Source organism: Neotabrizicola shimadae, assembly GCF_019623905.1.
In the GTDB taxonomy this organism is placed as follows: Bacteria; Pseudomonadota; Alphaproteobacteria; order Rhodobacterales; family Rhodobacteraceae; genus Neotabrizicola; species Neotabrizicola shimadae.
On sequence record NZ_CP069370.1, the window covers coordinates 1,915,598 to 1,941,340 of the forward strand.

A 25,743-nucleotide genomic window follows, 5' to 3' on the forward strand; every position below is an offset into this window, starting at 1 on the left:
CTGGACGCCCCGCGCGACATGAACGAAAGCAAGGGGTTGCGCACGCGCCAGCCAGGCATTGACAAGGCGCGGGCGCCAGGCCGCAGCCTTTGCCTTCAGTAAAGCCCGATGCCGGCGGGCGCGGTGGCGGGCAGGACGCGGACGGTGGCGCCGTGGGGCACGCGGGCGGCGATGTCGATGGCGTCCTGGTCCAAGAGCCGGATGCAGCCGGACGAGACGGCGCGGCCGAGGTACTTCGGCTCGCAGGCGCCGTGGATGCGGTAGAGCGTGTCCTGGCCGTCCTGGAACAGATAGAGCGCGCGGGCGCCGAGCGGGTTGCCGGGGCCGCCGGGCATTCCGCCGTTGGCCACGGAATAGGGGGCGAATTCGGGGCGGCGTTCGATCATGCTGTCGGGCGCCTTCCAGACTGGCCAGGCGCGGGTGAATTGCACGCGCGCCGTACCCGACCAGGCGAAGGCGGCGGCGCCGGTGCCGGCGCCGTAGCGCAGGGCCTGGCCGTCATCGCCGATGAGGAACAGGTAGCCCGCGCCGGGATCGACCACCAGGGTGCCGGGGGCATCCTGGGGGAAGGGATTGGGCACGAACTGGCGCCAGAGGCGCGGCTCGACCACGCCTTCGGGCACAGCGGGGACCGGGAAGGGCTCGGTCGTGACGGCGCCGTAGAAGTCGGGCAGCGCGGGCGGCGCGACCGGGGTGATGGGGGTCTGGTCTGGCAGGGGCGCGGGCGCGCAGGCCGACAGCGTGGCTGCGGAGCCTGCCGCGAGGAAGGCGCGACGGGTAAGCATGGTCTTTGGTCCTTGGCTGACGAATGGGGGGCCGCGCGGGCGCGGCGGGGTTCGTCAGGCGAGGCGGGGCGGGCGTTCCGGGCCGGGTGGGGCGTGCAGGCTGCGGGCCGTGACATCTGCGGCGCGGAGCGCGCGGGTGGTGGCCGCATCCGGCGTGGGCTGCGCCGCAGGCAGGAGGGCCGGGTCGGCCGGGCAGGCCGTGCCCGGCAGGGTGGCGGTGCGGCAGCGGTGGGCCGGGGCGGCGGCCTGCGGGGCCGCAGGGGCTGTGACCTCGATGGCCGGATGATGCGCGGGCGGCGTGGCGTTGGCCGCCCTGATCCAGGCACCCCAGGGCAGGAGCGCCAGGGTGAGCACGAGGATCAGGAGGATGCGGACCGGGCGCGCCATGGGCGGGATTTACCCCCGGCTGTGGGGAAAGTCGAGGTTCGGGCTGGTGACGAGGGCGTGAGGGTGCATCAGGGGGTGAGTGCCCCCTCCCCCCTGCCCCCTCCCACGAGGGGAGGGGGTGGCTCGGGGGTGGGGAACGGAGCGCAGGGTGTCGTTTCCGGTCGATGCGGGGGCGCGGGGGGTGTTGATCGGCGCGGGGGCACGGTCGAGGATGGGGCAAACAGGGAGACAGGCATGATCGGCGATCTGGGCGTGGCGGATGCGACGGAACTAGCGGGGCTGGTGGCGAAGGGCGAGGTGACGCCCTCGGAGCTGCTGGATGCGGCGCTGGCGGCGGTGGAGGCGCGCAATCCGGCGATCAATGCGGTGGTGCTGGTGCAGGAGGGCGTGGCGCGCAAGGCGATTGCCGAGGGCCTGCCGGTCGGGCCGTTCCGCGGCGTGCCGTTCCTGTTGAAGGATCTGGGCGCGGAGGCGGTGGATTTTCCCAGCCACAACGGGTCTCGCCTGTTTGCGGGCACGCGATACGGTCGCGATTCCGCGATCTGGGAACGGATGCGGGCGACCGGGGTGGTCTGTTTCGGGCGGACGACCAGCCCGGAGGGCGGCGTGGGGGCGGCGACGGAAAGCGCGGTCTATGGCGGGCCGACGCGCAACCCCTGGGGGCTGGACCATACCTCGGGCGGGTCTTCGGGCGGGGCCGGGGCGGCGGTGGCGGCGGGGATCGTGGCCATCGCGCATGGGTCGGACGGCGGCGGGTCGGTGCGGATACCGGCGTCTTCCTGCGGGCTGTTCGGGTTCAAGCCGACGCGGGCGCGGCTGCCGGACGGGCCCTATGCCGGCGAGGGCTGGGCGGGCATGGCGATCGACGGCTGGCTGACGCGGTCGGTGCGGGACACGGCGGCCATGCTGGATGCCTGCATGGGGCCGGATCTGGGCGCTCCTTACGTGGCGCCGGCGCTGAAGCGCAGCCATGCCGATGCGATCAGCCGGCCGCCGCGGCGGTTGCGGGTGGCGATCTGCGACACGACCTTCACCGGCGAAGCGGTGGACCCGGAAGTGGCCGAGGCGGTGCGGGCGGCGGGGTGGCTTCTGGAGAGCCTGGGGCATCATGTGGAGCCGGGGCGGCCCAAGGCGGATGTGCCCATGATGATGCGGGCCTGGACGGATATTGTCGGCGTGGGTTCGGCCCTGTCGATCCGGTCGAAGCTGGGCGATGCGCCGCCCTCGCCCGATCTGGTGGAGGGCGTGGCGCGGGGGGCCTGGGCCTATGCGAACACGCTGCACCCGACGCGGTATCTGGAGGCGGTAGGGCAGATCCATGCCTTTGGCCGGCAGATGGCGGGGTTTTTCGAGGGCGGGCCGGATATCTTGTTGTCGGCCACGCTGGCGGAGCCGCCGGCGAAGGTGGGGCGGTTTGCCCATGCGACCGAGGATTATGTGGGCTACCGCATCGGGCCTGGCGGCATCTTCGAATATTCGCCGTTCTGCGCGGTGTTCAATGCCAGCGGACAGCCCGCAGCCTCGGTTCCGCTGGGCTGGTCGGCCTCGGGTCTGCCCATCGGCGTGCATCTGGCGGCGCCCTTCGGGGCGGATGAAGAGCTGATCGCGCTGTGCGCGGAAATCGAGCGGGCGGCGCCCTGGGCGATGAAACGCGCGCCACTGGCGCGGGGCTCCTGACCGAATCCTGTTGCAAATGCCGGGCGCCATCGAAAAGATGATCAAAAAACAGACTACGGGGAGTGCCGGCCTTTGACCGAGAAACTGGCCATCGAGGCCCGGAACGTCGTGAAGGCGTTCGGTGCCGGCGAAACCGCTGTGCGCGCGCTGGACGATGTGTCGGTGGGCATCCGGCAGGGTGAGTTCTTCACGCTGCTTGGGCCTTCGGGCTGTGGCAAGACCACGCTCTTGCGGCTGATTGCCGGGTTCGAGATGCCGACGGACGGGCTGATCCTGCTGGACGGGCAGGACATCACCTACCTGCCGCCGAACAAGCGGCCGGTGAACACGGTGTTCCAGTCCTATGCACTCTTCCCCCACCTGACGGTCGCGCAGAACGTGGCTTTCGGGCTGGAAATGCTGGGCAAGCCAAAGGCCGAGGTGAAGGCCACGACCGACCGCATGCTGGCGCTGGTGAAGCTGGAGGCGCTGGCCGGGCGCAAGACGAGCCAGCTTTCCGGCGGCCAGCAGCAGCGCGTGGCGCTGGCACGGGCGCTGGCGCCGCAGCCAAAGGTCCTGCTGCTGGACGAGCCGCTTTCCGCGCTGGATCTCAAGCTGCGCAAGGAGATGCAGATCGAGTTGAAGCGGCTGCAGACCGAGACGGGGATCACCTTCGTCTTCGTGACGCATGACCAGGAAGAGGCGCTGACCATGTCCGACCGGATCGGCGTGATGTCGGCGGGCAAGCTGCAACAGGTAGGCAGCCCGCGCGACATCTACACCCGCCCGGTCAACCGCTTTGTGGCCAGCTTCATCGGCGAGACGAATTTCATTCCCGCCCGGCGAGAGGGCAATGGCCTGCGTCTGGGCGAGGGGCATGTGATCCCCCTGCCCGCCGGCATGTCGCCGCCCGAGGGGCGCGCCCTGACGCTGACGGTGCGGCCCGAGCAGGTGCGGCTGTGCGATGCGGCCGAGCCGGAGGCGCTGCCGGCCACGGTGACATCACTGGTCTATTTCGGCACCGACACCCATTGCCACATGGTGCTGAAGGACGGCACCGAGATGGTGGCGCGGCTGCAAAGCCCGGCGGACGGGCTTTCGGGCCTGGAACAGGGCCAGGCCGTTTCCTTCCGCTTTGCACCCGGTGCGGTGCAGGTGCTGGAGGACTGAGCGTGGCAAGCCAGGCGGAACTGGAAAGGGACAAGGCATCGGACCGGGCGGGGTGGCTTCTGTCCTCGCCGGCCCTGCTGATCCTGGCGGTGGCGGCCATCGGGCCGCTGTTCATCATGCTGGTCTATTCCTTCCTGATTCCCGGCGAATACGGGAATGTGGAATGGGGCTTCAGCACGGATGCATGGACCGGCATCCTGTTCACGCGCGACGTGTTCGACGACACGCTGCGGCTGGAGGATGCGCATCTGACGATCCTGTGGCGGTCGGTGAAGCTGAGCCTGCTGACCACGGTCTTTGCCTTTCTGGTGGGCTTTCCGACCGCGTGGTTCATTGCGACGCGGCCACCAAAGGCGCGGGCGCTGTGGCTGTTCCTGATCACCATTCCGTTCTGGACCAACCTTCTGATCCGCACCTTTGCCATCAACGAGATCATCCGCGCCGAGGGCCTGCTGAACACGGTGCTGCTGTGGGCAGGACTGATCCAGAAGCCGCTGGAGATCATCTATACGGACTTCGCGGTCTTCCTGGGGATGACCTACGTCTATCTGCCGCTGATGGTGCTGCCGCTGTTCGCCTCGATCGACCGGTTCGACATGCGGCTGCTTGAGGCGGGCTATGACCTGTATGCGAGCCGTTGGCAGGTGCTGCGGCGGATCATCGTGCCGGTGGTGAAGCCGGGCATCGTGGCAGGCTCGATCCTTGTCTTCGTGCCGGCGCTGGGCGCCTATGTGACGCCGCGCATTCTGGGTGGCGGCAAGCAGATGATGATCGGCAACTTCATCGAACTGCAGTTCGGCCAGGGCCGCAACTGGCCGCTGGGCGCCGCGCTGAGCGTGACGCTTCTGATCATCGTGACCGCGGCGCTTCTGATCTATGTGCGCTTTGCCAACCGGGAGCGCGGACATGGCTGACCGGGGATTCGTCGTCTCGCGCCTGCCGGGCTTCACGACCGTGGCGCTCTTGGTCTTTGCCGCGCTGTACCTGCCGATACTGGTGCTGGTGGTATTCTCGTTCAACGGTGGCGACAGCTTGTCGCAATGGGGCGGGTTTTCGTTCCGATGGTTCGCCAAGGCCTGGGAAAACGACCAGGTGAAGGATGCGACGATCCGGTCGCTGTGGCTGGCGCTGGTGGCGGCGGCCATCGCCACGGCGGTGGCCACGGCGGCGGCCCTGGGCACGACGCGGCGCAAGCCGTTCAACGGGCAGACCTTCATCTATGTGATGATCAACCAGCCGCTGATGGTGCCCGAGATCGTGACGGCGGTGGCGCTGTTGATCTTCTTCGCCTGGTTCAAGGTGAACCTTGGCTATCAGGGCATGGGATACCTGGTGGCGGCCCATGCCGGGTTCTGTATTCCCTTTGCCTATCTGCCGATCCGGGCGCGGCTGGAAAGCATGGACCTGACGCTGGAGACGGCGGCGGCGGACCTTTACGCCACGCCCTGGCTGACCTTTCGCCGCGTCACCTTTCCGCTTTTGCTGCCCGGCATCATCGCCGGGATGATGCTGGCCTTCGTGACCTCACTGGACGATGTTGTGATCACGCTGTTCGTGAAATCCGCCGGACAGGACACGCTGCCTACCTATATGCTGGGGCAGATCCGGCGGCAGGTTTCGACCGAGGTCTATGCGATTTCGACCATGTTGCTGGCGCTGACGGTGGTGCTCTTGACCGCCTTCTTCGCCCTGACCCGCAAGCGCGACTGACCCATAACAACCAACCAGGGAGCCCACGATGAAACGACTACTGAGCGCGACCGCCATGCTTCTGGCCTCGGCCATGATGGCGCAGGCGGAAGGAGAGCTGCAGCTCTTCAACTGGGGCGACTATACGAGCCCCGAACTGCTGGCGAAGTTCGAGAAGGAGACGGGGATCAAGGTCACCGTCACCGATTATGACAGCAACGACACCGCGCTGGCCAAGATCGAGGCCGGCGGCGCGGGGTTCGACCTTGTGGTCCCTTCGGCCAACTATGTGCCGATCTATGTGGAAAAGGGGCTGGTCCAGGAACTGGACCTGTCGAAGATCCCCAACCACAAGAACATCGCCCCGGAATGGCTGAACGTGGACTACGATCCGGGCCGGAAGTATTCGATCCCGTGGCAATGGGGCACGACCGGCGTGGCGGTGAACCAGAAGCTGTATTCGGGCGACATCAACACCAGCGCGATCTGGCTTGACCCGCCGCCCGAGCTGGTGGGCAAGGTGAACGTGACGCCCGAGATGAACGACGTGCTGGCCATGGCCACCATGTACATGGGGGGCGAGTTCTGCTCGGACGATGCGGAGCTGATGAAGAAGGTCCGCGACAAGCTGATCGAGGCAAAGCCGAAGTGGCTGTCGATGGACTATGGCATGACCGAGAAGATGTCGAACAACGACGTCATGGCCTCGGTCTACTGGAACGGCGCGATCTTCCGCGCGCGCCTTGCCAACCCGGATGTGAAGTATGGCTATCCGAAGGAAGGCTATCCCTTGTGGATGGACCAGGTGATGCTGCTGTCGGATGCGAAGAACGTCGAGGAGGCCTACAAGTTCCTGGACTTCATCGCGCTGCCCGAGAATGCGGCGATGATTTCGGCCTATGCCCGCTATGCCAACGGCATCGCCGGATCGGAGCCCTTCATGCCCGAGGACATGAAGACCGCGCCCGAGATCGTGATTCCGGCGGAACTGGTTTCGGCCGGGCATTTCCTGTCGACCTGCACGGGCAAGGGCCAGGACTACATCACCGCGATCTGGACCGAACTGCAGAAGTGATCTGGCGGCGATCCGGGGGCCCGGCCCCCGGATCACGCGATACGTGGGCGCCGTGCTGCGCGGAAGGGGGCGTTTCGCCCCTGCCCCCCCACAGGGTGTCTTGACCAAGATGAAGGAGCGGTCATGTCGCTGACCGATCTGTCCGCCTCTGACCTGTCGCGGCTGGTGGCGGCGCGGAAACTGGCGCCGTCCGAGATCATGGCGGCGCATCTGGAGCGCATTGCCGCGGTGAACGGTGCGGTGAATGCGCTGGTCAGCTTGCGCGACCCTGACGAAGTGATGGCTGAGGCGCGGGCGCTGGACGATGCGCCGCGCCGGGGCTGGCTGCACGGGCTGCCGGTGGCCGTGAAGGACCTGGTGGCGACCAGGGGCCTGCGGACGACCTATGGCTCGCCGCTGTTTGCCGATTTCCTGCCCGAGGCAGATGATCTGGTGGCGGCGCGGATGCGGGCGGCGGGGGCGGTGTTCGTGGGCAAGTCGAACGTGCCGGAATGGGGCCAGGGCAGCCATTCCTACAACCCGGTCTTTGGCGTGACGCGCAACCCGTATGACCTGTCGCGCTCTGCGGGAGGGTCTTCGGGCGGCGCGGCGGCGGCGCTGGCGGCGCGGATGGTGCCGGTGGCGGACGGGTCGGACATGATGGGGTCGCTGAGGAACCCCGCGGCCTTCTGCAACGTCTACGGCTTCCGGCCAAGCTGGGGGCTGGTGCCGGCGGATGCAGTGGGGGACACCTACCTGAACACGCTGGCGACCGAGGGGCCGATGGGGCGCACCGTCGAGGATGTGGCGCGGTTCCTGGAAGTGCTGGCGGGGGAAAACCCGGAGGTGCCGTTCTGCCGGACGGCAGAACCCTATGCCGACCGGCTGGGCGGCGGGGTGAAGGGGCTGCGCATCGGCTGGCTGGGAGACTGGGGCGGCGCCTATGCGATGGAGCCCGGCATCCTGGAGATCTGCCGTTCGGCTTTGGGACAGCTGGAGGAGATGGGGGCGGTGGTCGAGGAGGTGGTGCCTCCCTTCCCGGCGGAAAAGCTGTGGCTGGCCTGGGTGGCGCTGCGCGCCATGCTGAATGCGGGGGCCAAGCGGGCGTTTGCGCTGGACCCGGCGAAGCGCGCGAAGACCAAGCCCGAGACAATCTGGGAGATCGAGCAGGGCATGGGGTTGAGTGCGGAAGCGGTTTACGAGGCGAGCGTGATCCGGTCGCGCTGGCACGCACGGGCGGCGAAGCTGTTCGAGACCTTTGACGCTTTGGTGCTGCCCTCGGCGCAGGTCTGGCCCTTCCCGGCGGAATGGGACTGGCCGAAGGAGATCGCCGGGCGGACAATGGACACCTATCACCGCTGGATGGAGGTGGTGATCCCGGTGAGCCTGATCGGCCTGTCGGCCCTGTCGGTGCCGGTGGGGTTCGGGGCGCAGGGCTTGCCGATGGGGATGCAGATCGCGGGCCGGGTTGGGGCGGATGCGCTGGTTCTGCGCATCGGTCAGGCCTGGCATGAGGCGACGGACTGGCCGGGCAAGCGCCCGCCGGTACTGTAACGCTTGCCCTTGGGCCCGGCGCGGGCCAAGAGGCTGGACATGATGCTGTTCGCCTACCGCCTGTTGATGGGGATCGCCCTGCCCTTCGCCGTTCTGGCGACCTTGTGGGGCATGGCGCGCGGGCGGCTGCCGGGATCGGCGCTGCGCGAGCGGCTGGGGCTGGGGCCAAAGCGGCAGGGCGGCGCCCCGGCGATCTGGGTGCATGGGGCGTCGCTGGGGGAACTGACCTCGGTGAAGGCGCTGATCCGCCGGCTGCGGGACGAGGTGCCGGGGCTGGAGGTTCTTGTGACCTCGAACACGGCGACGGCGCGGGAGATGGTGGCGGGCTGGCAGCAGGCGGGGGTCGAGGCGCGGCTGGCGCCCTTCGATACGGCCGGAGCGGCGGCGCGGGTGATCCGGGGCTGGCGGCCGGACCTGATGATCGTGGTGGAGAACGAGCTTTGGCCGGGCCGGATGGCGGCCGCGCGGGCAGCCGGCGTGCCGGTGGCGATGGTGGGCGCGCGCATGTCGGAACGCAGCGCGCGGCGGTGGGGCAAGGTGCCGGGGATGCGGGGCCTGCTGGAGGGGCTGGCGCTGGTATCGCCGCAGGATGAGGGCAGCGCGGCACGGCTGGTGGCGCTTGGCCTACCGCGCGACCGGCTGGCGCCGGTGCTGAACCTAAAGGCGGGGGTGGAGGCGTTGGCGCCGGTGACCGGGCCGGTGGCGCGGGACCGCTGTCTGCTGGCGGCCTCGACCCACGAGGGCGAAGAGGCGCTGGTGCTGGACGGCTTTGCCGAAGCACGCGGGCAGTTCGACCTGTTGATCCTGGCGCCGCGGCATCCGGCGCGGTTCGATGCCGTGGCGCGCGAGATCGCGGCGCGCGGTTTTGCGCTGCGGCGGCGCTCGGCGGGGGACGACGTGGCGGGGCCGGTCTTCCTGGCCGATACCCTGGGCGAGATGGCGCTGTGGTACGGCATGGCCGGGGCGACCGTGGTGGGCGGCACCTTTGCCGACCGGGGCGGACATACGCCGTTCGAGCCGGTGGCGGCGGGATCGGCGGTGGTGCATGGGCCTTCGCTTGCCAACCACCGCGATGCCTTTGCCGCGCTGGATGCGGCGGGGGGCGCGCTGGCGGTGACGGGCGATCTGGGGGCGGCGCTGGCCGGGCTGGATGGTTCGGCACAGACCCGGATGGCGGCGGCGGGGCGCGCGGCGCTGGCGGGCGGGGTGGAACTGGACGGGCTGGCGGCGCGGCTTCTGGCGCCGATGCGTCACGCCAGGGGATAGGCCGCGAGCGCGGTATAGACCGAGCCGCGGGGACTGCGGTCCGATCGGAACAGCGTGATGTCGCGCGCCTGGAATTCCGCGCGGAAGGCGGTGAGGGCGACGGCGGATTCAAGGCGCAGGGCATCTGCCCCGCGCTGTGGCGGAAAGCGGCCAAGCGTGATGTGCGGGATGTAGCGGCGCGCCTAGGGCTGGATGCCCGCGCGGCGGGTGAGTGCCATGAGGCGGGTTTGCAGGGTCATCAGCGCAGGGTCGGGGCGCAGGGCGGCATAGGCAAGGCGCGCGCGGTCGGCACCGAAGAGGCCGAAGCCTTCGACCGCGAGGGTCATGGGCGGGGCATGGAAGGTGGAGAGCACGTCGTGCAGGTCCTGTGCCTGAGGTTCCGGCACCTCGCCCAGGAAGACCAGCGTGAGGTGAAGGTTCTCGACCGGCTCGCGCCGGGGCAATGGCATCAGGAACTGCTGGACCGCCAACTGGCTGCGCAAGTCGTCAGGCAGGTCGATGGCGAGGAACAGGCGCAGGGTCATCGGCGGGCCAGAAGGGCGAGGCGGTCCCGGATCTCGGGGCGGATCGGGCCGGGGCGCGGCGGGTCTTCCAGCGTGGTGAGCAATGCCTCGTCGGGTGGGGGGCGGCCGCCACCGTTCCACGACAGGCCGCGCAGGATGGCCTGCGCCTCTGCCGGCAGGCGGTCTGGAACGGGCTGGCCCGAGAGTGTGGCCCAGAGGAGCGTCCAGCAGCGGCCGACGGACCAGGGGTTGTAGCCGCCGCCGCCGAGGAGAAGGAGGCGGGGCGCGAGGGGGCGGAGGGCTGCGAGCGTGTCGCGGTAGGCGCGGTTCGACAGGGACAGCCGGGCGAGCGGGTCTTCGAGCAGTGCATCGGCTCCGGCTTGCAGAACGATGATTTCAGGTTGAAATTCCTGAATTCGCGGCAGGATGAGCCGGTCGCGGATCAGGGCCATTTCGGTATCGTTCAGGCCCTTCGGCACCGGCAGGTTGAAGGCCGAGCCCAGTGCGGTTTCGGTGAGGGCACCGGTGAAGGGCCAGCGGTTTTCTTCGTGTACCGAGATCATGCGGACGGCGGGATCGCCTGCAAAGGCGGGCTCCACCCCGTCGCAATGATGCGCGTCGATGTCGAGATAGACGATGCGCGAGAGGCCCGCGCGCTTCAGCGCGAGGATGCCGAGGACGGGATCGTTCAGGTAGCAGAAGCCGTTTGCACGGTCGGGCAGGCCGTGATGGGTGCCGCCGCCGGGGACGTGGATGGCGCCGGAGGGGGCCGCGGCCAGAAGCTCGGCCCCAAGCAGGACCCCGCCGACGCCGGTGGCGGGGCGGTCGAACATTTGGGGAAAGACCGGGTTGGACAGGGTGCCAAGTTGGTGTCGGGCGCGGATTTCCGGGCCGACGGTGCCTTCGGCCTGGGCGCGCTGGAGGGCGGCAATGTAGGCCGGGTCGTGGAAGGCGGTGAGCGCCGGGGCTTTGGCACGGGGGCTGGTGCGATAGCGGTCGGCCGGCAACCAGCCAAGCGCGCGGGTGAGGTCCAGAACGGTGGAAACGCGGGGGATGCGCAGGGGATGCTGCCCGGCATAGGGCGCGCGGGCGTAGATGGAGGCGGCGATCATCAGGGGGCCGAGAGGCGCGACGGGCGCCTGCGGAAGGGGGCGGCCGGCGGGGGCTGTCACGGGCGGGCCGAAGTGGACGGGAGCATGGTCATCCCAGGGGCAGGAGTGGGCAGAAAGCCGCGTTTCCTGAACAAAATCGCGTGGCAGGGGTGTCATTGCAAGGGATCCATGCCATTATCGATTCGAGCAGTATCGAACCCGCCGGCGCGGATTGAGACCGGCGAGGAAAGTCAGATGAAACGCGACAAGTTGGTTCAATTCATGAACGGGGGCGTTGGACCCGGAAGCCAGAGTGCTGCTCTCTGCTGGCGCATGCACCGTGGCCGCGTCGAGGTTCTGCTGGTCACCAGCCGTGACACGGGGCGCTGGTTGTTGCCCAAGGGCTGGCCCATCGACGGTCTGAGCCCGGCAGGCTCGGCCGGGGTGGAGGCTTGGGAAGAGGCGGGCGTCGTGGGTTCGGTGCGCGAGGAGCCGGTGGGGTTCTTCGGCTATGACAAGGCTCTGAGCCCCGATGAGTATCTGCCCTGCATCGTGTCCGTGCACCCCTTGCGGGTGGAGCGGCTGGCGCGGCGGTTTCCCGAGCGCAAGCAGCGCAGCCGCAAGTGGTTTTCGGCGGCCAAGGCCGCGCGCAAGGTGGCGGAGCCCGAGCTGCGCGATTTGCTGGAGCGGCTGGCCGAGACGCCGGCACTGCTGGAGCCTCGCGCACAGGCTTGACGGCGCCGGATTGCTGGCTAAGTGACGGAGGCTGCGCCCGGCGGTGGCGCACCGGTCTGCGGGTGAGCCTGGATGATCCATTACGACCTGATCTGCGCCAATGAGCATGGCTTTGACAGCTGGTTCCAGTCGGCCGAGGGGTTCGACCGGCTGGCGGCGGCTGGCCAGGTGACATGCCCGCGTTGCGGATCGGTGGAGGTGCGGCGGGCGATCATGGCGCCAGCGGTGGCGCATGGCACGGCGCGCGAGGCGCGGCCCCTGGGCGAGCCGCGCGAGGGGATCGAGGCGGCGCTGGCAGAGTTGCGGCGGCAGGTCGAGGCCAATTCGGAATATGTCGGGATGAACTTTGCCGCCGAGGCGCGGGCGATCCACGACGGCTCCGCTCCCGAACGGGCGATCTATGGCGAGGCGCGCCCGGACGAGGCGAAGAAGCTGATCGAGGACGGGGTGCCTGTCGCCCCCCTGCCCTTTCTCCCGAAGCGCAAGGCCAACTGACCTGGCGGCAGTCGGGTCTAGCGGCAGTCGAGCGCGCGGGCGAAGGCGCGCGGCGTGGCGCTGGTGGCGATGGGAGTCACGCGGGGTTGCCCGTCGCGCAGGCTGACGGCGACGAGGCCGGACCAGTCGGCAGTGGCAAGCACTGCCTGGGCGCCCCGGCCGCAGTCACGGATGCCGCCGGAGATGTGGCTGTCGCCGATGCGGTGGTTGGTGAGGCCGGGGATGCGGGCGATTTCGGTGAAGCGCCCGTCGCGAAAGCGCAGGATCACCAGCACGCGGTCGAGGTGGGGTTTTTCGACATAGGCGATCTCTGGCCCGCCATCGCCATTGAGATCGGCCACGCCCAGGGGGGCGAGCCAGCGGTGCGGCTGGCCGAGGAAGGCGGTGGCGTGACGCTGGCCTTCGTCATTGTAGAGCGCGAGCGAGGCGCCGAGGGCGAGGTCGGATTCGACCACCATCGCCTCGGTGCGGCCATCGCCATCGGCATCGACGATGCGGACCTCGACATCCTCGAACACGCGGGTTTCGGGCAGGCGGACGGTCAGTCGGCGCGCCGGGCAGGTTGGGCAGTCGCGGACCGTCAGGTCCAGCGCGCCCCATTCGACGGCATCGCCCAGCACGGCGTGATCGTAGCGGGTGGTGGGCTGCGCCAGGCGGGCGGCGGTTACGCCCGGCCCCTCCGCCTGTGCGGCAGGCGGGGCCATGAGGAACAGCGCGAGGGCGGCGAGCGCCCTGCTCGGCATCAGATCTGCTTTTCCGGCATCTGGACGACGAGGCCGTCCAGCGCGTCGGAGACCTTGAGCTGGCAGGTCAGGCGCGAGCGGACGGGATCGGGCTTCCAGGCGAAGTCCAGCATGTCCTCTTCCATCGCTTCCTTCTTGGGCAGCTTTTCGACCCAGGCCGGATCGACATAGACGTGACAGGTCGAGCAGGCGCAGGCGCCGCCGCAATCGGCCTCGATTCCCGGGATTCCGTTGTCGCGGGCGCCTTCCATCACGGTCAGGCCGTTCGGCACGTTCACCACATGCTCTTTGCCGCCGTATTCCACATAGGTGATCTTCGCCATGCCTTGACCTTTTCTGCGCCGAACGTGCTGCGGACATAGGACAAAGCGCCGGGATTTGCCAGAGGGGGCGACTGGACGGCGGCGCGGAGCTGTTCTATGTTTGTTCCATGATCCGTCCCGCCACGACACCTGTGTCCAACTGGTACGAACCGCGCCCTGCGCCGATGACCTGGCCGCGGCCGCCCGCGGCGCTGCCGGCGGGGCGGCTTGACGAGCCGCCTTCGGGCGCGCGGGTCACGGTGGCGGGGCTGGTGCTGGTGCGCCAGCGGCCGGGCACCGCCAAGGGCGTGATCTTCGTGACGCTGGAGGATGAGACGGGCGTGGCCAATGTCGTTGTCTGGGCCAAGGTCTTTGAACGGTTCCGCCGCGCGGTGATCGCGGGGCGGCTGTTGCGGGTGACGGGCAAGCTGCAGCGCGAGGCGGGGGTGGTGCATGTGGTGGCCGAACTGATCGAGGATCTGTCGCCCATGCTGGACCGGCTGCTGCAACCCGGTTTCCGTCCCGATGGCGTGCGGGCGGGCGACCAGCCCTGAGCGGCGAGTGGCTTTCACCCTGCGGCAAATGCCGCTAGGATACGGCAGGCAAAAACCAGAGACGGGCAGCGGGCAGGATGCGGACAGGGATCGGGCGCGGCGGTTGGGCGCTGATGGTCCTTGCGTGGCTTATGGCCTGTGGCGGGCCGCCCGTGCCCAAGGCGCCGGAAACAGGCGACCTTTCCGTCGAGATCCATCCCGGCGCCGCGGCACCGAAAAAGCCCGAGGGTGCCTGCTGGGCGCAGGATGTGGCGCCCCTTGTGATCGAGACCGTGACAGAGCAGGTCCAGGTCGCACCGGAGGAGCGCGGCCCGGATGGCGCCGTGATCCGGCCGGCGGCCTTTCGCAGCGACACCCGACAGAAGATCGTGCAAGAGCGCACCGAGATCTGGTTCCAGGCCCCCTGCCCTGAGGAATTCACCGTGGCCTTCATCGCCTCGTTGCAGCGGGCGCTGAAGGCACGGGGGCTGTACCTGGCGCCCGTGACGGGCGTGATGGATGGCGCCACCAGCGCGGCGGTACAGAAGTTCCAGGCCGAGCGCGGGCTGGACAGCGCCAAGCTGTCACTGGCCGCGGCGCGGCAACTGGGCCTGATCGCGGGCGATTTCACGCGCTGAGCCGTCGAGGCCAGGCGGGGGGCTGTTTGCCCCCGGCCCCGGCGGGGACGCGGCTCCCCCCAAGAGTAGGTGACCAAAGAGGAAGCCCGCAGGCTTGCGGGAGGGGCTTGCCTTTGTTTTGCACAGTCTTATTGTACACATATTCAACAAAGGACGCGCCATGGCCCGCAACCCCCGTTATGACGTGCTGTTCGAGCCGGTCCGCATCGGGCCGAAGCTGGCGAAGAACCGGTTCTTCCAGGTGCCTCATGCGAGCGGGATGACGAATGCCAATCCGCGGGTGCGGGCGGCCTTCCGGGGGATGAAGGCGGAAGGCGGCTGGGGCGTGGTGTCCACCGGCGCTTGTTCGGTGGACCCGTCCTCGGACGACAGCCCCTTTCCGAATGCGACGCTGTGGGACGAGGCAGATATTCGCGCCCATGCGCTGATGTGCGATGCGGTCCATGACCATGGCGCGCTGGCGGCGGTGGAGCTGTGGCATGGCGGTGCAGCGGCGGTGAACCGGACGACGCGGGCCGCGCCCCTGTCGCCATCGGGCGTGCCGTGGATGGCAACGCATGTGGGGTTCATGTCCTCGGCCCGGCCGAAGGTCATGGATGCGGGGGATATCCGCGACCTCATCCGCTGGCACGCAGAGGCGGCGGTGCGGGCCGAGCAGGCGGGGTTCGACATCCTGTATGTCTATGCCGGCATGGGCTATCTGCCCTATCAGTTCCTGATGTCGGACTATAACCACCGCACCGATGCCTATGGCGGATCGGTGCGCAACCGGGTGCGGCTGGTCGAAGAGCTGATCGACGCGGTGCGCGAGGCGACTCATGGCCGTTGTGCGGTGGCGCTGCGCATGTCGATGCAGGAACTGCGCGGGCGGCCGTCGGAGGTGGCCGAAAGCGAGGGGCACGAGGTGGTGGGGTATCTGAAGGATGCGCCCGACCTCTTTGACGTGAAGATGGACTATTCGGCGACCGATTGCGCGGCGAGCCGGTACACGGCGGAAGGCAGCCATGCGCCCTTCGTGGATTTCATGAAATCTGTGACGGACAAGCCTGTGGTGGGCGTGGGCCGCTTCACCTCGCCCGACACGATGGTGTCGATGATCCGCAAGGGTGTGCTGGATTTCATCGGGGGCGCGCGGCCGTCGATTGCCGACCCGTTCCTGCCCACCAAGATTTCCGAGGGGCGGGAAGAGGACATCCGTGAGTGCATCGGCTGCAACATGTGCATTTCTTCGTGGCATGACGGGGTCTTCGTGCGCTGCACGCAGAACCCCACGGCGGGCGAAGAATGGCGGCGCGGCTGGCATCCGGAGATCGTCAAGCGCGACGCCGAGGGCGAGGCGCTGGTGGTCGGCGGCGGGCCGGCGGGGCTGGAGGCGGCGCTGACCCTGGCGCGGCGGGGATTCCGCGTCTCGGTCGCCGAGGCGAAGCGCGAGTTCGGCGGGCGGCTTCTGTGGGAGACGGCGCTGCCGGGGCTGCGGCAGTGGTACCGGGTGGCGGATTACCGGCTGGGGCAACTGCGCAAGATGCCCAATGTCTCGCTGTTCGCCGAAAGCCCTTTGACGGCGGCCGAGGTGAAGGAGTTCGGCGCGGATCATGTGGTGGTGGCGACGGGGGCGCGCTGGCTGACCGATCTGTGCGGACCGAACGAGTTGCCGCATGGCTGGGCGGGGGGGCCGCGGGTCTATTCGCCCGATGACCTGGCGGCGGGTGTGGTGCCCGAGGGGCCGGTGGCCGTGTTCGACTTTGACAACTATTACCTGGGCACGGCCATCGCCGAAGCGCTGGCCGACCGGGGGCTGGCGGTGAGCTATGTCACCACGGCGGGCGCGGCCTCGGCCTGGGGGTTCATGACCAACGAGCAGCCGCTGGTGCACCAGAGCTTTGCGAAGAAGGGCATCGCGCAGCATCCGCTGCAGATCGTGGCCGGCTTCGATGGCGAGGTCGTCACGCTGGCGCAGATCATGTCCGGCGCGCCCTCCGAGATTGCCGCACGGTCGCTGGTGGTGGTGGGGACACGGGCCGGGGGATCGGCGCTGTATGAGGAGCTGGTGGCCGCGCGCGGCGGCAACGGATCGGTCCACCTGACAGGGGATGCGCTGGCGCCGGGGGCCATCGTCCATGCGGTCTATCAGGGGCACAAGACGGCGCGGCTGGTGGGGGCCGGGCCGGACCGGCCGCGTCGGGATGCGGCGTTCCTGCCCGCCGATGTGGAGGCCCTGGCGTGAGCCGGCGTCCGAGGGCCGCGCGGGGCACCGGGCTGGCGCAGCGTCCATTCGGCCAGGTGGAGCGGGTCTATGCGCCTCTGTGCGTGATCTCGGACGATCAGGTGGCGGCGATCCATGGCGCGGCGCTGAAGGTGCTGGCGGAACAGGGGATGCGGGTGCTGCACGACCCGGCGCGCGCGCTGTTCCGGGCGGCGGGCGCCGAGGTGGACGAGCTGATCGTGCGCCTGGATCCGGGGCTGGTGGCCGAACGGCTGGCGACGGTGCCGAAGCGGTTCACGCTGGAGGCGCGGAATCCGGCGAAGTCGCTGAAGGTCGGCGGGGGGCATTGCATCTATGCCTCGGTCGGTGGGCCGGCCTATGTGATGGACCGGGCCAAGGGGCGGCGGGACGGGACTTTTTCCGAGATGGTGGATTTCCTGCGGCTGGTGCAGGCGCTGAACGTGATCCACCAGGAAGGCGGCTGCCCCTTCGAGCCCTTGGACCTGCCCGCCAACACCCGGCACCTGGACATCTATCACGCGCAGATCCGCTGTCTGGACAAGTCCTGGCAGACCCAGACCCTGGGGCTGGCCCGCACGATGGACGGGATCGAGATGGCGGCGATCATGCTGGGGACCTCGCCTGAAAGGCTGCAAGACCGGCCGGTGCTTCTGGGCATCATCAACACCAATTCGCCCCTGCAGTTGGACGTGCCGATGGCCGAGGGGCTGATCTGCATGGCCGAACATGGCCAGGTAAACGTGATCACGCCCTTTACCCTGGCGGGGGCCATGGCGCCGGTGACGCTGGCCGGCGCGCTGGTCTTGCAGCATGCCGAGGCGATGGCCGGGATCGTGCTGACGCAGATCGTGCGGCCGGGCGTGCCGGTGATGTATGGGGGCTTCACCTCCAACGTGGACATGCGTTCGGGCTCGCCCGCCTTTGGCACGCCGGAATATGCCAAGGCGGCGCAGGCCACCGGGCAGTTGGCGCGGCACATCGGCGTGCCGTTCCGCAGTTCAAACGTGACGGCAGCGAATGCGGTGGACGCTCAGGCTGCCTGGGAAAGCCAGATGGCGCTGTGGGGCGCCGTGACGGGCGGCGCGCATCTGATCGAGCACGCAGCGGGATGGATGCATGGCGGGCTGACGGCCAGTTTCGAGAAGCTGATCCTGGATGCCGAGATGCTGCAGATGATGGATGCATGGGCCGAGCCGATGGAGGTGACGCCCGAGGCGCTGGCGGTGGAGGCGATTGCCGAGGTCGGCCCCGGCGGGCATTTCTTTGGCGCCACGCAGACGATGGGGCGCTATGAGACCGCCTTCCACCGGCCGATGGTGGCGAACTGGGACAATTATCCGAACTGGCTGGAAAAGGGCGGCGTGGCCGCCGAGGCGCGGGCCGAAGAGATCTGGCGCAACCTGCTGGCCGAAGCGGAGGACCCGGCTTTGGATCCGGCTGTGGACGAAGCGCTATCGGCCTATGTCTCGCGGCGCAAGGCCGAGGGCGGCGCGCCGATGAATTAGCTGCCCTTCATCTGGTGGAAGCGTTCCCAGAGCATCAGATATTCGACAGGGACGTCGCGGATGGACAGAAGGCCGATCGGGGTTTCGCCGTCCATCACCGGCAGATGGCGGAATCCGCCCTGTTCCAGCGCGGCGATGGCATCGGCCAGGCCCTGGTCGGCCTGCACTGTGGCCGGATCGCCGGTCATGATGGCGCTGACCGGAGTCTCCACCGGATCATAGCCGGCCAGCACGCAGCGACGCACCACATCACGCTCGGACAGGATGCCAACCAGGGACGGCCCCTCGAGCACCAGGAGCGCGCCGATGTCGAAGGCGTCCATAAGCTCGCAGGCATCGCGCACGCCAACGTCAGCCTGAACGGCGGGTATTTCCCGCGCGGCCACCACATCCCGAACCGATTTCACGAACATGCTGCTCTCCCCTGCCCCATCATGACATGTCGCAACGCATCATGCGCCGCGACGCTTTGTCAGTACTTCTTCGGAACATAAAGCTCGGGCGGCAGGACTGCACGTTCGTAGTCGGGGTTGAACACCCGGTCGGGCAGCGTGATGTCCTCATGAGGGACGGCCTCGTAAGGGATCAGGCCGAGCAGATGGTCGATGCAGTTCAGGCGCGCGCGCTTCTTGTCGGTGCCTTCCACGATGTACCAGGGCGCCTCGGGGATGTTCGTGCGGGCGAACATCTCTTCCTTGGCCTTGGTGTACTGTTCCCACCGCACGCGGGATTGCAGGTCCATGGGCGAGAGCTTCCACTGCTTCATCGGGTCGTGGATGCGCATGAGGAAGCGGAACTGCTGTTCCTCGTCGGTGATGGAGAACCAGTATTTCACCACGCGGATGCCCGAGCGCACCAGCATCCGTTCAAACTCTGGCACGTCGCGGAAAAACTCCTCGACCTGGTCTTCGGAAGCGAAGCCCATCACCCGTTCGACCCCGGCGCGGTTGTACCAGCTGCGGTCGAACAGCACGATTTCGCCGCCCGCCGGCAGATGGGGAACGTAGCGCTGGAAGTACCATTGGGTCTTTTCACGGTCAGACGGCGCGGGAAGCGCCACGGTGCGTACGACGCGGGGGTTCAGGCGTTGGGTGATACGCTTGATCACGCCGCCCTTGCCGGCGCTGTCGCGGCCTTCGAAGATGACCACGACCTTCTGCTTGTGATACTGCACCCAGTCCTGAAGCTTGATGAGTTCGGACTGGAGCCGCAGCAACGACTGGAAATAGACGCGGCGGTCGATCTGGTCGGGGTGCTTGTCCTTGTAGATGCGGGCGATCTGCTGGGAGAGGGCTGCATCCTCGAGTTCGAGTTCGACCTCTTCATCAAAGGAATCGAGAAGTTCGGCTTCCAGCCAGTCGCGGCCAGCAAGATCGTCTTGTGTCATGGTCTGCCTCCGGGGGTCAGCGCCACTGACCACGACAGTATGACAGCGGCATGACAGGTGCGTGCCGATGTGACGAAGGGCGGGCCGCTGGCCCGCCCTTCACGCGGCACGATCGGCAGATCAGCAGTAGTACACGCCCACGGCGCAGCGGCGCGTGGTGCGGCGCGCGACACCTGCGACCGACACCGGGGTCAGCGGCCGACCGACGATGGCCTCGGCCGGGGTGGCGAGGCGGGGCGCGCCGGTCAGCCAGATGCCTTCGCCCATTTCCAGCACGAGGCTGGTGGCGAAGAGCGCGACGGTCAAGATGGAGAGGCGGCGCATCATCTCAGTTCCCCTTCACGACATAGATGCCGGCGATTTCATCGACCCCGGCGAGTTCCTTGATCTCCACCTTGGTGGCGCCTTCGGAGGGCTTGAAGGCAAAATCGGCCTTGGCCGAGCCCTTGCCCCAATTCGACACGGTGAGCGTGTAATCGGGCATCCCGTCCACCTTGCGGCTGGTGACCTGGTAGCGGCAGGGATAGGGATCGACACCCTGCGCAACCCAGAGCTGCCAATCGAGGTCGTCGGCGCGGAAGGCGATGTGATCGCATTCGGTGCCGGCGATCACGCCGCTGCCCAGGTCCTTGATGTCTTTCGCCTGCGCGAAGATCTGGCTGGCGACGTCGGCATCCAGCAGATCGGCTGCCGGCAGGACCAGGCCGAGATCGGTGCGCAGCTTCTCGACAAGCTGCTCGACCGAGCCGGGGGCGTCGAACACGGCGTAGTTCTTGGTGGTCAGGTTTTCCACCGTGAAGGCCTTGCCGTCAAAGACGCCGGCCACCTGGGCGAAGCCGCCGGAGCGGCTGACGTGCAGCTTGTCGGGACGCTCCATCGCGAGGCTGCCCGACGAGGTGACCGAAAGCTTCTGTGCGTCGGTGGTGATGACCTCGACCGTGGATTCATAGTCGAAGGACAGGGTCGTTTGCGAGCCGAGGTATTCCGACATCGCGGTGATGATGTCCTTGGCCTCGGTCTCGCCGGCGAGGGCCGGCAGGCCGGCGCAGGCCAGGCCGAAAGCCAGGGCCGCGCAGGTGGTGCGCAGGGAAGTGGTGGAGACCATGCTCTTTTCCTTCACGGAGGGGTCAGAATGTGTACGAGATGCCCACGAGGGCGCCGCTGAGATCAAGGTCGAGATCTGTCGAGCCCGCCGTGTCGCCGGACACGTTCATGTAGCGCCAGCCGAACTGGGCGGACCAGTTCTCGTCGATCTGGTAGCCGAGCCCGGCATAGAACTGCCAGGTCGAACTGTTGTCCGTGCCGGCGCCGATGTCGGCAAAACCGTTGAAGAACCAGCGGTCGCTGATCGGCGCCTCGACCCGGGCGGCCAGCAGGGCATCGGTGAAATTGCTGGAGGTCGAGATGCTGCGGCCAGCCAGCGCACCGGGGGTGAGCGTCGATGTCACGTCGATGTTGAAGTTGCGGAACCCGACGCCGGCATCGAACTTTACAGGAGAATCTGTGGTCAGCCGATACAGCATGTAGCCGGACAATGCGCCCACCGTTGGATTCACCTTCGCCTCCGTGAAGAGCTTGCCGAAGGGCGTTTTCTCGGATGCGGTGAGGTCGGCATAGATATAGTCGAGCACGAAACCAAGCCGGTCGTTCTGCGCGGCGAAGGTCCCCATGAAGGCCATGTCGAGGCTGGAGATCACATCGCCAGAGCCTTGGCTTGCATTGATATCGCCGAACTCGGTGCCGACAGTTGCGTCAAGGCTGGGAAGCCAGGCGTAGATCGTGGCCTTGTACGCCCAATCCTGAGCCTGGGCGCTGGACGCGGAAACTCCGGCGGTAAGCGCGATGGCGGCTGCGGCGAGACCGCGGGTCATGAGATGCACTCCTTTCGAGTCTGAGCCTTCATTAGATCATCTCACTGCGCGAGTTTGACCGATAGTGCCAAGTCGTGCGATCGCAGATCACGCGGGACGGTCGGTCCGTCCCTGGTCGCGCAGCTTCTTCGGGGCCTTTCCGGTCCAGCGCCGCACGGCCCGCGTCAGGCTGGACTGGCGGGCGTAGCCAAGATGGGCGGCCACCTCGCCAAAGAGAATGTCGTTGTTGCCAAGCGAGCGCTGCAGGAGGCGCTGGCGCTCTTCCTCGACCAGGGCCGAATAGGTCTGGCCCTCATCGGACAGGCGGCGCTGGTAGCTGCGCACGGACATGCCGGCGAAATGCGCCATGCGTTCGACCGTGGGCGCACCGGAGCGCAGCATCGAGCGCACCAGGATGCGCGTGCTTTCGACCATGCCGATGTCGTGCAGGCGCGGGCCGTCCTGGGCGGGGCTGGAAGGCGGGGGCGCATTTACGCGGACAAGTGGGCTGTCAAGCGCAGCGTCCGTGAATTGTACGGAAAGAGGCGGCTTTGTCGCGGCGCAGATCTCGCAATCGAACCACTTGGCGAGATGGGCGATTCCATGATCGGGATGGGGCAGGATATCGATCCGGTCGAACATGCGCCCGCGCAGCTTCAGAAATCCGCGCAGCGAACCGATCATTGCGGCCGTAAAGCTTTCTGCGACATGAATGACCTGGGCCGGCATCGGGATATTGAAGCCGTGCTGGAGAACCAGACCGCCGGGCGTCGGCAAGACGGAGTAGAAGGCGTTGCTGGTATTATGGGGCTGCGCCGCCGCGACCCGATTGATGGCATCGCGCAGCGACCGGCCCGTCATGGCCGCCCGTCCGATGAGGCCGATTTCAAGAAGGCTGGTTTCCTTGACGACACGGCAGCCGATATCCGGTCCCTCTTCGCGCTGAAGGCGGTCAAGCAGGTCCACCATGGCGTAATGCGGGATAAGCAGATTGGGCTCTTCCATCCACACGTGAGGCAGGCCGACATCGTTCAGCATGGGTTCAATGGGGCGCCGGTTTTCGGCCGCCCACTTCACGAACGGATGAATCGCTGCCGCGCGGATAAGGGGGATGGATCTGGCCAATAAAACCTCGAACCGCCCCGGAGGGCCGTGGGTCACGCATTTATCGTTTCCCTACACGCTTGGGGCGTTCAATGGAAGCGACGAGGCGATCACGGAGACTGCACGTGGCCGTGTCAAGTGCGTGCGAAACGGTTGCTGCCATGCCTGCCCGACGACGTGAGGCGGGCTGTCTTCTGGCACGAAAAGAAAAGCGCATGACCGACAGTAACGCGACTGTTACCCCATGCGGACGATGGCGCCCGTGGACGCGCGCGCATCCTCAGAGGCGAGGATGGAGGAGGTCCGCCCGATGCGTCGGTGTCGGAAGCCGGTATCGCCGAGGGTACGGCCCCGAACAGGAGACGAGACAAGAGCGTGGTGACACCGGTGCTTTTGCCGGGCCACAGTGGGAGTTGGAGAGACATGAAACTGGACGCAAGACGGAGAGGGCTCGGTCGGCTTTCGACTGCCATCGTGGCGGCCGGCCTGGTGCTTATCCTTGTTCAGCCGGCTCAAGCGCAGCAATCGGATGCCCCGCTTGGCTCGCCCGCAGCGACACGGGCAATCGACGGACTGCAACTGCCAGCACCGGGGATCCCCTTCGCTGGAAAGATCGAGCCGAATGCACTTCAATCAACGCCGTTCTGGCAGCCGCGCATTGCCCCGCCGGAAGGCGCGCCGAACGTGCTGCTGATCCTGACCGACGATGTCGGCTTCGGCGCGCCATCGACCTTTGGCGGCGTGATTCCCACGCCCACTCTGGACCGCGTGGCCGAGATGGGCTTGCGCTTCACCAACATGCATTCGACTTCACTCTGCTCGCCCACGCGGGCGGCACTGCTGACGGGGCGCAACCATCACTCCGCCGGCTTCGGCGTGATCGCGGAACAGGCGACGGGCTATCCGGGCTATGATTCCGTCATCACCAAGGACAAGGCCACCATCGGCCGCATCCTGAAGGACAACGGCTACAACACCAGCTGGTACGGCAAGAACCACAATACGCCGGGCTTCCAGATCAGCATGATGGGCCCCTTCGACCAGTGGCCGACCGGCATGGGCTTTGACTATTTCTACGGCTTCATGGGCGGCGACACCAGCCAGTGGACGCCGGGCAACCTGTTTCGCAACACGACGCAGATCTATCCCTACGAGTCCGAGACGGGCTTCAACCTGATCACCGCGATGGCGGATGAAGCTATCAGCTATCTCGATCAGCTGAACACCCTGTCGCCGAGCCAGCCCTGGTTCGTCTATTACGCGCCCGGCGGCACCCATGCGCCACACCACCCGACGAAGGAATGGGTGGACAAGATCACCGAGATGCATCTGTTCGACGAAGGCTGGAACAAGCTGCGTGACCAGATCTTCGCCAACCAGAAGAAGCTGGGCGTCATCCCGGCCGATGCCACGCTGACGCCCTGGCCCTCGGACCTGCTGAAGGACTGGGACAAGCTGACGGCGGACGAGAAGAAGATGTTCATCCGGCAGGCCAACGTCTATGCGGCCTATCTGGCCTATACCGACCATGAGATTGGCCGGGTCCTGGACACGGTCGAGGCCAACGGCGATCTGGACAACACGCTGATCATCTACATCTCGGGCGACAACGGCGCGTCGGCGGAAGGCACGCTGATCGGCACGCCGAACGAGGTGGCAAGCTTCAACGGCGTCAACGTGCCGGTGGAAGACCAGCTTAAGGATTTCTATGACATCTGGGGGACCGAATACACCTACAACCACATGACGGTGGCCTGGTCCTGGGCCTTCGACACGCCGTTCAAGTGGACCAAGCAGATCGCGGGCTATTTCGGCGGCACAAAGCAGGGCATGGCGGTGGCCTGGCCCGGCCACATCACCGACAAGGGCGGCGTCCGCACGCAGTTCGCCCATGTGATCGACGTGCTGCCGACGATCCTGGAGGTTGCCGGCGTCCAGCAGCCCGCCGTGGTGGACGGCATCCCGCAAAGTCCGATCGAGGGCACGAGCTTTGCCTATGCATTCGATGTGGCAAACAAGGACGAACCTTCGCACCACCGCACACAGTACTTCGAGATGATGGGAGAGTACGCCATCTATCACGAGGACTGGATGGCGGTGACCAAGGTGCAGCGCCCGTCCTGGGACACGCAGGGCGCGACGAACCCCGACCCGGCCGGCAAGCAGACCTGGGAGCTCTATGACATCAGCAAGGACTGGACGCAGGATCGCGACCTAGCGGCCGAAAACCCCGAGAAGCTGAAGGAACTGCAGGACGTCTTCTGGACCGAGGCAAAGAAGTATCAGGTGCTGCCGCTCGACTCCTCGGTCGCCACGCGCCTTGTCGAGCCCCGGCCCAGCGTGACTGCTGGTCGGGATGAGTTCGACCTGACCACCCGCATGACCGGCATCTCGAACGGTGTGGCGCCGTCTATCCTGAACGCCTCCTACACCTACACTGCCGAGGTGACGGTACCAGAAGGCGGCGGCGACGGCATGCTGGTCACCCAGGGCGGTCGCTTTGCCGGCTATGGCTTCTACATCGACAAGGGCAAGCCGACCTTCGACTGGAACCTTGTCGGATTGAAGCAGGTCACCTGGCAGTCGCCAGAAGTCCTGTCGGCCGGCAAGCACGAGATCGTCTTCGACTTCAAGTACGACGGCCTGGGCATCGGTACTTTGGCCTTCAACAGCGTCGAAGGCATCGGACGGCCCGGAACCGGCACGCTGAGCGTGGACGGCAAGGTCGTGGCGACCGAGAAGATGCCCCATACCATCCCGCTGATCCTGGCCTGGGACGAGAACATGGACATCGGCCAGGACACCGGCACCCCGGTGAATGACAAGGTCTACAAGGTGCCCTTCGCCTTTACCGGCACGATCGACAGCCTGAAGCTGAAGATCGACCGGCCGGTGCTGAGCGACGCGGACAAGGCCAAGCTGGAAGAAGCGATGAAGAAGGCCTCGGACAACTAAGACCGAACGCATGGCGAGGGCCGGGGAGTTTCTCCCCGGCCCTTTGCCTTGGCCTGTGGTGCGGACGACGGGAATCGAACCCGTACTCCCTTTCGGGATGCAGATTTTCCTGCCACT

The 25,743-nt window shown here is 67.2% G+C and carries 27 protein-coding genes; 14 read left to right on the top strand and 13 right to left on the bottom strand.

Going from position 1 to position 25,743, the window contains the following annotated elements; all coding sequences use genetic code 11:
* Positions 1–95: 95 nt before the first annotated feature.
* Both JO391_RS09205 and JO391_RS09210 read right to left on the bottom strand, forming a co-directional pair.
* Entirely contained in the window at positions 96–785 is a 690-nt protein-coding gene (locus JO391_RS09205) for a L,D-transpeptidase (RefSeq protein ID WP_220664245.1), read from the bottom strand.
* A 54-nt stretch (positions 786–839) separates the two neighbouring features.
* Positions 840–1,172, bottom strand: a complete 333-nt coding sequence (locus tag JO391_RS09210) for a hypothetical protein (protein ID WP_220664246.1) — start codon at positions 1,170–1,172, stop codon at positions 840–842.
* Positions 1,173–1,406: 234 nt separating this feature from the next.
* Between JO391_RS09210 and JO391_RS09215 the strand changes: the two genes are divergently transcribed.
* The 7 genes from JO391_RS09215 to JO391_RS09245 all read left to right on the top strand — a co-directional run bounded on the left by JO391_RS09215 (position 1,407) and on the right by JO391_RS09245 (position 9,561).
* Positions 1,407–2,849 carry an amidase gene (locus JO391_RS09215; protein WP_220664247.1) on the top strand — a complete coding sequence of 481 codons (1,443 nt, stop codon included), beginning with the start codon at positions 1,407–1,409 and terminating at the stop codon, positions 2,847–2,849.
* Between the two features lie 72 nt (positions 2,850–2,921).
* Positions 2,922–3,998: an ABC transporter ATP-binding protein gene (locus JO391_RS09220; RefSeq protein WP_220664248.1), complete on the top strand. Its 1,077-nt coding sequence runs from the start codon at positions 2,922–2,924 to the stop codon at positions 3,996–3,998.
* Between the two features lie 2 nt (positions 3,999–4,000).
* Complete coding sequence (locus tag JO391_RS09225; protein ID WP_259444867.1) at positions 4,001–4,912, top strand: ABC transporter permease; 912 nt, start codon at positions 4,001–4,003, stop codon at positions 4,910–4,912.
* Positions 4,905–5,708 carry an ABC transporter permease gene (locus JO391_RS09230; protein WP_220664249.1) on the top strand — a complete coding sequence of 268 codons (804 nt, stop codon included), beginning with the start codon at positions 4,905–4,907 and terminating at the stop codon, positions 5,706–5,708. Before JO391_RS09225 ends, JO391_RS09230 begins: the two co-directional genes overlap by 8 nt.
* A 28-nt stretch (positions 5,709–5,736) precedes the next feature.
* Entirely contained in the window at positions 5,737–6,762 is a 1,026-nt protein-coding gene (locus tag JO391_RS09235; RefSeq protein WP_220664250.1) for an extracellular solute-binding protein, read from the top strand.
* A gap of 123 nt (positions 6,763–6,885) precedes the next feature.
* On the top strand, positions 6,886–8,295 hold the full coding sequence (locus JO391_RS09240) for an amidase (RefSeq protein ID WP_220664251.1): 1,410 nt from the start codon (positions 6,886–6,888) through the stop codon (positions 8,293–8,295).
* A 39-nt stretch (positions 8,296–8,334) separates the two neighbouring features.
* Complete coding sequence (locus JO391_RS09245; protein WP_220664252.1) at positions 8,335–9,561, top strand: 3-deoxy-D-manno-octulosonic acid transferase; 1,227 nt, start codon at positions 8,335–8,337, stop codon at positions 9,559–9,561.
* On the opposite strand, the gene JO391_RS21460 is transcribed toward JO391_RS09245, so the two are convergent.
* The 3 genes from JO391_RS21460 to JO391_RS09255 are packed head-to-tail and all read right to left on the bottom strand — an operon-like array spanning position 9,546 to position 11,176.
* Positions 9,546–9,731, bottom strand: coding sequence for a 2'-5' RNA ligase family protein (locus tag JO391_RS21460; protein WP_259444890.1), 186 nt, complete (start codon positions 9,729–9,731; stop codon positions 9,546–9,548). The two genes, JO391_RS09245 and JO391_RS21460, sit on opposite strands and share 16 nt — an antisense overlap.
* 12 nt (positions 9,732–9,743) lie before the next feature.
* Positions 9,744–10,085 (bottom strand): RNA 2',3'-cyclic phosphodiesterase, encoded by a 342-nt coding sequence (gene thpR / locus JO391_RS21465; RefSeq protein WP_259444868.1) that lies wholly within the window; start codon positions 10,083–10,085, stop codon positions 9,744–9,746.
* Positions 10,082–11,176: an arginase family protein gene (locus JO391_RS09255; protein WP_220664253.1), complete on the bottom strand. Its 1,095-nt coding sequence runs from the start codon at positions 11,174–11,176 to the stop codon at positions 10,082–10,084. The genes thpR and JO391_RS09255 overlap by 4 nt, the downstream gene beginning before the upstream one ends.
* A gap of 234 nt (positions 11,177–11,410) precedes the next feature.
* Between JO391_RS09255 and JO391_RS09260 the strand changes: the two genes are divergently transcribed.
* Positions 11,411–11,890 (top strand): NUDIX hydrolase, encoded by a 480-nt coding sequence (locus JO391_RS09260; protein WP_259444869.1) that lies wholly within the window; start codon positions 11,411–11,413, stop codon positions 11,888–11,890.
* Positions 11,891–11,962: 72 nt separating this feature from the next.
* Complete coding sequence (locus JO391_RS09265; RefSeq protein ID WP_220664254.1) at positions 11,963–12,385, top strand: DUF1178 family protein; 423 nt, start codon at positions 11,963–11,965, stop codon at positions 12,383–12,385.
* A 17-nt stretch (positions 12,386–12,402) separates the two neighbouring features.
* On the opposite strand, the gene JO391_RS09270 is transcribed toward JO391_RS09265, so the two are convergent.
* Together JO391_RS09270 and JO391_RS09275 are read right to left on the bottom strand one after the other, a co-directional pair.
* Positions 12,403–13,128 (bottom strand): FG-GAP repeat domain-containing protein, encoded by a 726-nt coding sequence (locus tag JO391_RS09270; RefSeq protein ID WP_220664255.1) that lies wholly within the window; start codon positions 13,126–13,128, stop codon positions 12,403–12,405.
* Entirely contained in the window at positions 13,128–13,451 is a 324-nt protein-coding gene (locus JO391_RS09275) for a 2Fe-2S iron-sulfur cluster-binding protein (protein ID WP_220664256.1), read from the bottom strand. Before JO391_RS09275 ends, JO391_RS09270 begins: the two co-directional genes overlap by 1 nt.
* A 107-nt stretch (positions 13,452–13,558) precedes the next feature.
* On the opposite strand from JO391_RS09275, the gene JO391_RS09280 reads away from it, so the two are divergent.
* The 4 genes from JO391_RS09280 (at position 13,559) to JO391_RS09295 (ending at position 18,330) form a co-directional block, all read left to right on the top strand.
* Positions 13,559–13,984: an OB-fold nucleic acid binding domain-containing protein gene (locus JO391_RS09280; protein WP_375155694.1), complete on the top strand. Its 426-nt coding sequence runs from the start codon at positions 13,559–13,561 to the stop codon at positions 13,982–13,984.
* Between the two features lie 77 nt (positions 13,985–14,061).
* Positions 14,062–14,601: a peptidoglycan-binding domain-containing protein gene (locus JO391_RS09285; RefSeq protein WP_259444870.1), complete on the top strand. Its 540-nt coding sequence runs from the start codon at positions 14,062–14,064 to the stop codon at positions 14,599–14,601.
* A 160-nt stretch (positions 14,602–14,761) separates the two neighbouring features.
* The gene (locus tag JO391_RS09290) at positions 14,762–16,825 is read left to right on the top strand and encodes an oxidoreductase (RefSeq protein ID WP_220664257.1); all 2,064 of its coding nucleotides are present in this window, start codon (positions 14,762–14,764) and stop codon (positions 16,823–16,825) included.
* On the top strand, positions 16,822–18,330 hold the full coding sequence (locus JO391_RS09295; RefSeq protein WP_220664258.1) for a trimethylamine methyltransferase family protein: 1,509 nt from the start codon (positions 16,822–16,824) through the stop codon (positions 18,328–18,330). The genes JO391_RS09290 and JO391_RS09295 overlap by 4 nt, the downstream gene beginning before the upstream one ends.
* On the opposite strand, the gene JO391_RS09300 is transcribed toward JO391_RS09295, so the two are convergent.
* The 6 genes from JO391_RS09300 to JO391_RS09325 all read right to left on the bottom strand — a co-directional run bounded on the left by JO391_RS09300 (position 18,327) and on the right by JO391_RS09325 (position 22,692).
* Positions 18,327–18,743, bottom strand: coding sequence for a CBS domain-containing protein (locus JO391_RS09300; protein WP_220664259.1), 417 nt, complete (start codon positions 18,741–18,743; stop codon positions 18,327–18,329). The genes JO391_RS09295 and JO391_RS09300 overlap by 4 nt on opposite strands.
* Positions 18,744–18,802: 59 nt before the next feature.
* On the bottom strand, positions 18,803–19,717 hold the full coding sequence (gene ppk2 / locus JO391_RS09305; protein ID WP_220664260.1) for a polyphosphate kinase 2: 915 nt from the start codon (positions 19,715–19,717) through the stop codon (positions 18,803–18,805).
* Positions 19,718–19,837: 120 nt separating this feature from the next.
* Positions 19,838–20,044 (bottom strand): hypothetical protein, encoded by a 207-nt coding sequence (locus JO391_RS09310; protein WP_220664261.1) that lies wholly within the window; start codon positions 20,042–20,044, stop codon positions 19,838–19,840.
* 1 nt (position 20,045) lies between these two features.
* Complete coding sequence (locus JO391_RS09315; RefSeq protein ID WP_220664262.1) at positions 20,046–20,822, bottom strand: DUF2092 domain-containing protein; 777 nt, start codon at positions 20,820–20,822, stop codon at positions 20,046–20,048.
* 22 nt (positions 20,823–20,844) lie between these two features.
* The gene (locus tag JO391_RS09320) at positions 20,845–21,588 is read right to left on the bottom strand and encodes a porin family protein (protein WP_220664263.1); all 744 of its coding nucleotides are present in this window, start codon (positions 21,586–21,588) and stop codon (positions 20,845–20,847) included.
* A gap of 87 nt (positions 21,589–21,675) precedes the next feature.
* Positions 21,676–22,692 (bottom strand): helix-turn-helix transcriptional regulator, encoded by a 1,017-nt coding sequence (locus JO391_RS09325; RefSeq protein WP_220664264.1) that lies wholly within the window; start codon positions 22,690–22,692, stop codon positions 21,676–21,678.
* A gap of 402 nt (positions 22,693–23,094) precedes the next feature.
* On the opposite strand from JO391_RS09325, the gene JO391_RS09330 reads away from it, so the two are divergent.
* On the top strand, positions 23,095–25,626 hold the full coding sequence (locus JO391_RS09330; RefSeq protein ID WP_220664265.1) for an arylsulfatase: 2,532 nt from the start codon (positions 23,095–23,097) through the stop codon (positions 25,624–25,626).
* Positions 25,627–25,743 lie beyond the last annotated feature (117 nt).